This window comes from Aeromonas sp., from assembly GCF_050633025.1.
In the GTDB taxonomy this organism is placed as follows: Bacteria; Pseudomonadota; Gammaproteobacteria; order Enterobacterales; family Aeromonadaceae; genus Aeromonas.
The window spans coordinates 1-7,416 of record NZ_JBODRQ010000146.1; the positions used below are offsets into that span (position 1 = coordinate 1).

At 56.0% G+C, this 7,416-nt stretch carries 9 protein-coding genes; 2 read left to right on the plus strand and 7 right to left on the minus strand.

Features of this window, described 5'->3' with window-relative positions:
• Nucleotides 1-234: 234 nt before the first annotated feature.
• Entirely contained in the window at nt 235-600 is a 366-nt protein-coding gene (locus ACRAUW_RS15455; protein WP_042084552.1) for a DUF2061 domain-containing protein, read from the minus strand.
• A 191-nt stretch (nt 601-791) separates the two neighbouring features.
• Between ACRAUW_RS15455 and ACRAUW_RS15460 the strand changes: the two genes are divergently transcribed.
• Nucleotides 792-998 (plus strand): hypothetical protein, encoded by a 207-nt coding sequence (locus ACRAUW_RS15460; RefSeq protein ID WP_431362987.1) that lies wholly within the window; start codon nt 792-794, stop codon nt 996-998.
• A gap of 191 nt (nt 999-1,189) precedes the next feature.
• Here ACRAUW_RS15460 and ACRAUW_RS15465 read toward each other — a convergent pair whose 3' ends face one another.
• From ACRAUW_RS15465 to ACRAUW_RS15490, 6 genes are all read right to left on the minus strand, one after another.
• Nucleotides 1,190-1,717, minus strand: a complete 528-nt coding sequence (locus ACRAUW_RS15465) for a hypothetical protein (protein WP_431362988.1) — start codon at nt 1,715-1,717, stop codon at nt 1,190-1,192.
• Nucleotides 1,718-1,857: 140 nt separating this feature from the next.
• Nucleotides 1,858-2,307 (minus strand): hypothetical protein, encoded by a 450-nt coding sequence (locus tag ACRAUW_RS15470; protein WP_431362989.1) that lies wholly within the window; start codon nt 2,305-2,307, stop codon nt 1,858-1,860.
• Nucleotides 2,308-2,516: 209 nt separating this feature from the next.
• Complete coding sequence (locus ACRAUW_RS15475; RefSeq protein ID WP_431362990.1) at nt 2,517-2,978, minus strand: hypothetical protein; 462 nt, start codon at nt 2,976-2,978, stop codon at nt 2,517-2,519.
• A 724-nt stretch (nt 2,979-3,702) separates the two neighbouring features.
• Nucleotides 3,703-4,572: a 23S rRNA (adenine(2030)-N(6))-methyltransferase RlmJ gene (locus tag ACRAUW_RS15480; RefSeq protein WP_431362991.1), complete on the minus strand. Its 870-nt coding sequence runs from the start codon at nt 4,570-4,572 to the stop codon at nt 3,703-3,705.
• Entirely contained in the window at nt 4,566-5,027 is a 462-nt protein-coding gene (locus tag ACRAUW_RS15485; RefSeq protein ID WP_005343337.1) for a DUF2390 domain-containing protein, read from the minus strand. The genes ACRAUW_RS15480 and ACRAUW_RS15485 overlap by 7 nt, the downstream gene beginning before the upstream one ends.
• Nucleotides 5,020-6,930 (minus strand): ABC transporter ATP-binding protein, encoded by a 1,911-nt coding sequence (locus tag ACRAUW_RS15490; RefSeq protein WP_431362992.1) that lies wholly within the window; start codon nt 6,928-6,930, stop codon nt 5,020-5,022. Before ACRAUW_RS15490 ends, ACRAUW_RS15485 begins: the two co-directional genes overlap by 8 nt.
• A 154-nt stretch (nt 6,931-7,084) precedes the next feature.
• On the opposite strand from ACRAUW_RS15490, the gene ACRAUW_RS15495 reads away from it, so the two are divergent.
• Nucleotides 7,085-7,416, plus strand: a 332-nt coding sequence (locus tag ACRAUW_RS15495) for a CBS domain-containing protein (protein WP_431362993.1), incomplete at its 3' end; no start/stop codon positions are given.

Below are 7,416 nucleotides of genomic sequence, written 5' to 3' on the forward strand. Positions count from 1 at the left end.
ACCCATCTTTTGGGTTCGGGCTATGCTACGCCTTGCTCAAAAAGGTGGGTGTCCCAGATTTGCTCTAGGAGGGCATATCTGCCTACTACAACACACTCTACAGGGCAATGCGGCAGGGGAGCCGAGCGCACTTGCACTGCTGAATGGCTGCCAAGCGGAAAAACCCGACACTCCTGGCCGGAATGTCGGGTTTTTTGTGGCCGCGATAAAGGGGGAGGCGGGTTGCCCGGTTGATCAGGCCAGCGCCAGTTGCTGACTGCGGGCGCGCCACAGCCGCTCGTGGAAGAAGAACACCACGGTATTGATGGCCGGTTCGATCATCGCCATCACACCGCCGGTGAGCAGCTCGCCGCTCAGCAGGAAGGCAACCCCGAAGGCCACCGAGAAGTGGACCACCGCGAAGCTGCTGGTCTTGGCCTGCAGGCTGTGATTTGGCTTGAGCTTGTGCCAGCCAAGGTCATGAAAGTAGAAGGCGACCGTGTTAACGGCGGGCTCGATCAGGGCGATCAGGCTGGCGGTCAGCAGTTCACCGGTCAGCAGGTAGGCCACGGTAAAGGCGACACCGAAGTGCAGGATGGCAAAGCTGATGGTCTTTTTCATGATGGCGGCTCCCTCTGTTGATGATGAGAGTATCCGCCGAAATGAGATTAAATGAAAACTATTCTCATCTATTGCCAGGATAGAGAGAACCTATTAACGGGCGAGTGGCCGGTGCGGTTCAGCGGTTGCCAATCGCAACCAAGGCGATAGAGTACAGGTTCTTCACACTTGCCCATGAAAAAGGATCTTTCATGAATATCAATGCCACTCTGCTTGGCCAGTTCATTGCGTTGCTGATGGTCATCGTCGGCCTCATCGCCTGGCGACTGGCGCGTCGCAAGAGCGAGCATCCGGCGCTGATCACCCTTATCTGCTCCTTGCTCTGTCTGTTTCCGCCCTTTGGCATGTTGGCCCTGTTGCTGGTTGCGCTGAAACAGGATCTGCCCGCCCGCTCATAGGATTTGCTGTGGAAGGGGCACCCGCTCAGGCTGCCGCACACACCGGCCGCACCAATAGAAAAAGCCCCGTGATGGGGCTTTTGCGTTTGAACTCGGTGAGCAGAAGACCTTGTACACCCATCCTTTGGGTTCTGGCTATGCTGCGCCTTGCTCAGAAAGGTGGGTGTCCCAGATTTGTGCCCGTTACTTTGTTACGGCCAATCGGGAACGTTTTTGTAAAGAGAGCTGGTGCCAAGCAGCCGCTTGGTACTGCTCACATCAGCCTCAACATAATTGGCAAAATTATTCATTGCATAGTCAGCAAGCTCTTGTGCACTTATCTGTAAACTCATGTCACTCGGTTCAACGACTTGCAGCCACGCTGTCCTGCCAGCCTCTACAGCGATAACGGCATAAAGATTGACCTGATCAGATCGGCAGACTAGCGCGACGCCATCGATAATCTGTGGTTTATTGCCGGTATTCAGGCAGTGGTCGAAGAAGTCAGCATAGATGCCCACAACACCAGGCAATTTGACCGTTAATTTTTCCTGGATAGCATAGGAGGAGCGGAAAAACTTACCTCTCGGAAAATCAAATGTGTCATCAACCGAAACCATGAGAACGCTGAATTTGTCATGTGCGAACTCAATTCCCGATGCAGGTGTATTCTGGGAAGTGTTGGATTGGCAACCAGCTATCAAAAATGCACTGGCAACTACAGGTATCAGGTTCTTCATTTTTTCCTCGATTTCAGTACTTCATGCACATTTCAACGCATTTCGGTCATGAGGCTATTAAAAGACCTTGGACACCCATCTTTTGGGTTCGGGCTATGCAACGTCTTGCTCAAAAAGGTGGGTGTCCCAGATTTGATGTGTTAATTTTCAAACGCTTGCTTTACACTAGCATTCATTTCAAGAGCTTGTTTAAGGACGATAATTGAACTATTTAGCAGATCTTCACTACGTTGAGGGGCAAACCAGTTACCATTAAACTTGCCACCATGAAATAGGTTGTTTCTTACTCGGCGCACATATAGCAAAAGCAGATCTGTATCATTTACTTTTGTTGGTGCGGAATCAGACCATTTAATATTCCCTTGTTCAATCACCTGTTTCTTTGGTGGATTAGCAAGAATATACTGCTTTGCTCCATCTAGAGCTTCATCTTGTAAAGCTTGAAAGTTCACATGGATATCTTGAGCAAAAGTTGTCCAGTTGGGGTTTGCATTCCCCTCGCCTGTATGAAAAGAGGCTGCTTTCAAGGAATACTCAAACCTTGAGAATAATTTAAAGAATTCAAACGATAACCTATCTAATTTGTTCATCATACTTCCTATTTTTGGTAACACATAACGCCCGCTTAATGGGCTGACAACGCGACTAACAACTTTCCGCATAACACTGAAACCACCGAAATTAACGCATAATGAAAATGCCACGCGTTGGAAGTCCCTCTTGAAGCGTTTGTTAGAGAAGACCTTGGACACCCATCTTTTGCTCCCATCTTTTGGGCTCTGGCTATGCTACGTCTTGCTCAGAAAGGTGGGTGTCCCAGATTTTTATTATCGAGTTGTTCTCGCATTGTTTGCAGGAAGACGCCCCAAACGACAAAGCTATAAAACCAAAACGAATTCACAGCTTTGATCTGCGGGAATGTTTCAGCAGCGAATATGCCAAACAACGCGAAACCGATAAGAACCACTGAAGTAACTTGAAGGAATGGGAAATTAACTTCGCTGTGAGCATAAGCAACAATGCCGTATGCCAGTGCCGCGAAGAAAGAAACCCAGAGCGACTTTAGAACGAAGATCAGGATCAAGCGATTGAGTTGTATGTTTTCGGGAAGGTCGGCGGCGACACCAAACCAAATGTTCCCATCCCAGCTTACGTTCGCGCCCGTTTGCAGGATGTAGGCAACGCAGAGCAATGGGAGCGCCAATAGGGAACTTATGCCTTTGATGCTCGAGATATCAGTGATCTTTGGGATGGCATCCATATTGGTTCCTAACAGTGATTAGATGGAAGGCGGTATTAATCCGTTAGCAGAGCATTCCATATAACTCCGTAACATTTCCACTGCCGCCAAGTAAAAATCATCATTAAATCAACACATTACCAGCTTTCTTCGCATGCCGAGCGTATTCGCTTGACTTCCTCTTTTTGCGCCACCGTTACTACTGTATGAAAAATCAGTGCTCAGCGCAGTCTTGGAAAGCGCCGCCAAATCACGCTTGCGTGAACAGGTCAGAAATGAAAATGAGGCCGTCACCATTTTGAGTGGTTCGTAGTTGGTAATGCTTGTTTATCAATTTCATCATGCATAGCTACCGCCCCTGAATTTCAGCCTCCAGTCTGCTGCTTTTAACCAACGAGGTGTGGCTGGCATGGCTCATGGGGTGACTCCGACGAGGCTTTGTTGCCAATTGGCTATAGTACCGGCCCATTGGCCAAGGGAAAAGGCTATGCGGGGATTTTCTGAGCCTGATCAAGCAATTAATAAATCGCGACCGGTTGGCGCAGCGAGTGGAAAGTGCGACCACTGTGTTGCTGGATAAAAAGTGTTGGCGGGTAGCCGTGTCGGTGGGCAAAAGCGGTGGCGGGTAAAAAACAAGAAGCCCCTGAACGGGGCTTCTCTTTGCTGGCCATGTCGTCACTGTGAACGGCTTGGCTGACCGGCTCGCTGGCGCCTTGACCGGGCGCCAGAGCGGGCAGGGGCGGGCTTACTCTGCGGCCTTGTTGAGCCACTCCACCTTGTACTGGGCGCCGGCGCCCTGCGCCAGCTTGGCACAGAGCGGTTTGAGGAAGGCTTCAATCTGCTCGTCCAGCATCCAGGGCGGGCTGATGATCAGCATGCCTGAGCCGTTCATGCCCCAGTCGGCAGTCTGACCGGCCACTTCCAGCTCGGCCACCAGCACGTTGCCGAAGTTCTCGCGCTTGATGGCGCGCAGCATGTCGCGGGATTTGTCCGCCTTTTCCCCCAGAATGGGATACCAGAGGGCGTAGATGCCGGTGGCCCAGCGTTTCTGCGCCTTTTTCAGGGTATCGACCACGGCGAAGTAATCTTCTTTGAGCTCATAGGGCGGGTCGATCAGCACCAGCCCGCGGCGCGGGGTGGGCGGCAGCAGGGCGATCAGCCCCTCGAAGCCGTCACGGTGGTGGACGGCGACGCGCGGGTCGTAGCCCATGTTGGCACGCAGGTCTTCCACCTCGTTGTTGTGCAGCTCCATCAGCGCCAGCTTGTCCTGCTCGCGGGCGAGGCGGCGGGAGAGCTCCGGCGAGCCGGGGTAGTAGTGCAGCTCGCCGCTGTTTCCTTCTTGAGCGGGGTTCATCTCCTCGATGACGCCGAGATAGGGGGCCATGGCAGACCACTGGGCTCGCTCATCCCACAACCGACCGATGCCGTCGGCATACTCCGCCCTCTTTTGCGACCAGTCGCCGCGCAGGTCGTAGAGACCGCCACCGGCATGGGTGTCCAGCACGATGAAGGGTTTCTCCTTCTTCTTGAGGGACTCGATGATCAGGGCCTGAACGGCGTGTTTCAGCACGTCGGCATGGTTGCCGGCGTGAAAGGCGTGGCGGTAGCTCAGCATATTAGATCTCTGAGGGGGCCCTGCTGGGCACCCAGTAACGATAGATAGTTCAACAAATTGCGGCTGTTGCCGCGAAACAGGGAGAGGCTGCGCAGGGTCTGCAATAGGACGCCCTGTTGCAGCCGCTCCAGCTCCAGCTCGTGGGCCAGCATCGACTGATACTGCTGCTCGTCGAGTCGCGTCTTGGCGCTCTGGCGCAGGGCGCGCCACGGGGTCAGTACCGCTTCGGTTTGCACCAGCGCCGGTTGCAGGTCGGTGAGATCGACCACGATGCCGAGTTGATCGAGCCGGTGCAGCAGCAGCGCCAGATTGACGTTGCCCCCCTGCTCCTGCACGGTGAGCCAATCCTGGCTGCGCTCACCATAGACCTTGCCGCTCCAGTGCCAGAAGCCGATTGGCGTCGGCAATTCGTGGACCGCGACCCGCTCGCTGGCCATCAGCTGTTCGTCACGCAAAGAAGGCTTGCTCCATGGTTTCCAGCTCTTCGGAGAGGCTCATCCACTCCAGCTCCACCTCTTCCAACTCTTCCTTGAGGGGGCCCTGGGATTTGAGCAGCTCGGAGAGCTTGGTTTTAGCGCTCTCTTCGTAGATGGCGGGGTCAGCCAACTGGCTCTCGATGTTGCCGAGCTTGCCTTGCAGCTTCTCCATGCTCGCTTCGAGTTTTTCGAGCTTCTGGCGCAGGGGACGGGTCGCTTGCCGAAACTCCGCCTCGCGCCGCTTCTGATCCTTGCGCGCCACAGCCGAGTTGGCAGAGACAGGGCCATCCGCCGGTTTGGCGTTGGCCTCTTTCTCCTGCTCGCCGAGCCACTTGTGGTAGTCGTCCAGATCGCCGTCGAACGGCTCGACCCGGCCACCGTGTACCAGATAGAAGTCATCTGTGGTGGTGCGCAGCAGGTGACGGTCGTGGGAGACCACTACCATGGCCCCTTCGAAGCCTTGCAGCGCCATGGTGAGGGCGTGGCGCATCTCCAGATCCAGGTGGTTGGTCGGTTCATCGAGCAGCAGGAGGTTGGGCTTTTGCCAGGTGATCAGCGCCAGCACCAGCCGCGCTTTTTCGCCGCCGGAGAAGGGCGCCACCTTGTCGAGCGCCTTGTCACCGTGAAAACCGAAGCTGCCCAGATAGTTGCGCAGCTCCTGCTCGGTCTTGTCCGGCGCGAGGCGGGCCAGATGATCGAGCGGGGAATCATCGAGACGCAGGGTCTCCAGCTGATGCTGGGCGAAGTAGCCGATGCTCACCCCGGCGCTCACTTCGAGCTTGCCAGAGAGCGGCGGGTTGGAGCCCGACAGCATCTTGATAAAGGTCGATTTACCGGCGCCGTTGCGACCGAGCAGACCGATGCGCGAACCCGGTACCAGATTGAGTTTGATCTTCTCCAGGATCACCTTGTCGCCGTAACCGGCAGAGAGGTTCTCCATGGCGATGAGCGGGGTCGGCAGGGCCGACGGCTCGCGAAACTCGAAGCTGAATTCCGAGTCGGCGTGGGCGGGCAGGATCTTCTCCATCCGCTCCATCGCTTTCAGGCGGCTCTGGGCCTGACGGGCCTTGGAGGCCTTGTAGCGGAAGCGATCCACATACGCCTGCATGTGGGACATCTCCCGCTGCTGCTTCTCGTACATCGACTGCTGCTGGGCCAGATGTTCGGCGCGCTGCAGTTCGAAGTCGGAGTAGCCGCCGGTGTATTCGTTGAGCTTGCCGTTCTCGATATGGATGATGCGGCTGATGACCGAATCAAGGAAATCTCGGTCGTGAGAGATGAGCACCAGCGTGCCCTGATAGCCCTTGAGCCACTTCTCCAGCCAGATCACCGCATCGAGATCCAGGTGGTTGGTCGGTTCATCGAGCAGCAGCAGATCGGAGCGGCAGAGCAGCGCCTGGGCGAGGTTGAGACGCATGCGCCAGCCACCGGAGAAGCTGCGCACCGGCGAGCCGAGCTGCTCGTCGCTGAAACCGAGGCCGTGCAGCAGCTCGGCGGCGCGGGCGCGAATGCTGTAGGCGCCGATGGTATCGAGGCGACCGTGCAGCTCGGCCACCAGCAGACCATTGTCATCCTGCTCGGCTTGCGCCAGCTGGGCTTCCAGCGAGCGGAACTCCTTGTCGCCGTCGATCACGTACTCGAGCGCGGAGCAGTCCAGCGCCGGGGTCTCCTGCGCCACCCCTGCAATCTGCCAGCCAGCGGGCAGGCTGAAGGTGCCGCTGTCGATGGCCAGCTCGCCCCGTACCAGTGCAAAAAAGGTGGACTTGCCACAGCCGTTTTTGCCCACCAGACCCACCTTGTGGCCGGGGTGAATGGTGGCGGAGGCGTTGTCCAGCAGCTTGCGGCCGCCGCGGATCAGTTCGATTTGACTGGCAACTATCATGGGTGGGATCTGCTTGCTCAAAATGGAGGAGAAAAACTGGCGCGGATCTTACGTGAAATGACGCTGATTTGCACTGTAGCGAAGGGCTGGCCACTGGCTGGCGCTGCAAAAACATGCCATAACAGAGAAACCAGTTTGGTAACGGGAGGTTAGCATGCATATCAGAGATATTATGACGACCCGGGTCGCCACCGTTTCAATGGATGATCGACTCAGTGTCATCAAGGATATCTTCGAGCAGGCTCACTTTCGCCACCTGCTGGTACTGGAGGAAGGGGGGCTGGTGGGGGTCATCTCGGATCGGGATCTGTTCCGTGCCATTAGTCCCTATCTCGACTCCGAAGCCGAGATGAGCCGCGATACCGAGACCCTCACCAAGCGGGCCCATCAGATCATGAGCCGTCAGCTCGTCACCATCGCCCCCCATCTCACCGTGCGCGATGGCGTCAAGCTGATGCTGGAGAAGGGGGTCTCCTGCCTGCCGGT

Excerpts from the sequence above, each read along its gene's own strand:
- ACRAUW_RS15455 (WP_042084552.1), bottom strand. The coding sequence starts at position 600 with ATGAAAAAGACCATCAGCTTTGCCATCCTGCACTTCGGTGTCGCCTTT.
- ACRAUW_RS15460 (WP_431362987.1), top strand. The coding sequence starts at position 792 with ATGAATATCAATGCCACTCTGCTTGGCCAGTTCATTGCGTTGCTGATG.
- ACRAUW_RS15465 (WP_431362988.1), bottom strand. The coding sequence starts at position 1,717 with ATGAAGAACCTGATACCTGTAGTTGCCAGTGCATTTTTGATAGCTGGT.
- ACRAUW_RS15470 (WP_431362989.1), bottom strand. The coding sequence starts at position 2,307 with ATGAACAAATTAGATAGGTTATCGTTTGAATTCTTTAAATTATTCTCA.
- ACRAUW_RS15475 (WP_431362990.1), bottom strand. The coding sequence starts at position 2,978 with ATGGATGCCATCCCAAAGATCACTGATATCTCGAGCATCAAAGGCATA.
- ACRAUW_RS15480 (WP_431362991.1), bottom strand. The coding sequence starts at position 4,572 with ATGCTGAGCTACCGCCACGCCTTTCACGCCGGCAACCATGCCGACGTG.
- ACRAUW_RS15490 (WP_431362992.1), bottom strand. The coding sequence starts at position 6,930 with ATGATAGTTGCCAGTCAAATCGAACTGATCCGCGGCGGCCGCAAGCTG.